Source organism: Aquimarina celericrescens (assembly GCF_042682765.1).
GTDB lineage: Bacteria > Bacteroidota > Bacteroidia > Flavobacteriales > Flavobacteriaceae > Aquimarina > Aquimarina celericrescens.
This window is the reverse complement of the sequence record NZ_JBHUHY010000020.1, coordinates 1-801: the sequence shown is the minus strand read 5'-3', so window position 1 is coordinate 801 and position 801 is coordinate 1. Positions and strand designations below refer to the sequence as shown.

Sequence of the window (801 nt, the reverse complement as noted above, 5' to 3'; positions counted from 1 at the left end):
TCTGTTACCTTTAGCTTTATGGCATAAGGATCTAATGGGGCATCCCTGACAGTTTGCAGCCTGATATCGATGTATGGTTTGTGTAAATCCGTTGGCTGTTTTTCTTTGGTAACTCCCGATACAAGGCATGGTTTGTCCCATAGGACAATAATAGGTGTCGGTATCTTGGTTATAATACAGTTTATCTACTGTAAATGTTTTTTTTACTTTGCCTGATTTAGCTTCTTTCTGTTCTTTATGAAAGTAGTTGTATTTTACAAAAGCCTCTACATTATTATCCTCTAAATCTTGATAATTCTCTTCACTACCATACCCTGCATCAGCTGTTAAGGTATCTGGAAGTTGATCAAAACTAGCTTGGTATTCTTGTAGGTGATCAGCCAGTGTAGCGGTGTCGGTGGTCTTTTGTGCTAAGGTATAATTGACAAGGAATTGATTGTTAGAAGAACCTTGGATATTATAGCCTGCTTTGAGCTGTCCGTTTTTCATATGATCCTCCTTCATCCGCATAAAAGTAGCATCAACATCGGTCTTGCTATAACTATTACGAGCTTTTAAAATAGCTTCCTGTTTATTATATTTAGCTACATTACTGGGCCAATTCTTCTTAGCATAGTTCAACTTCTGTTTAACAGCTTTATCTACTTTCTTACCTTCCAAAGATTGATTGATCCTATCAATGGTCTTGGCCACTTCTTCTGGATCTATCGCATCAAAATTATCGGGCTCATTAGGGCGTTGTTCCTCTTCTGCATAGAGCGTCTCTACATAACGCCAAAGCTCCTTTAATTGTTTTTTGAT

Annotated in this window: 1 protein-coding gene; it reads right to left on the bottom strand. The window is 37.7% G+C overall.

Annotated elements, in window-relative coordinates; genetic code table 11:
- Positions 1–801: transposase (locus ACFSJT_RS17850; protein WP_378321704.1), on the bottom strand; the 801-nt coding region annotated here is incomplete at both ends.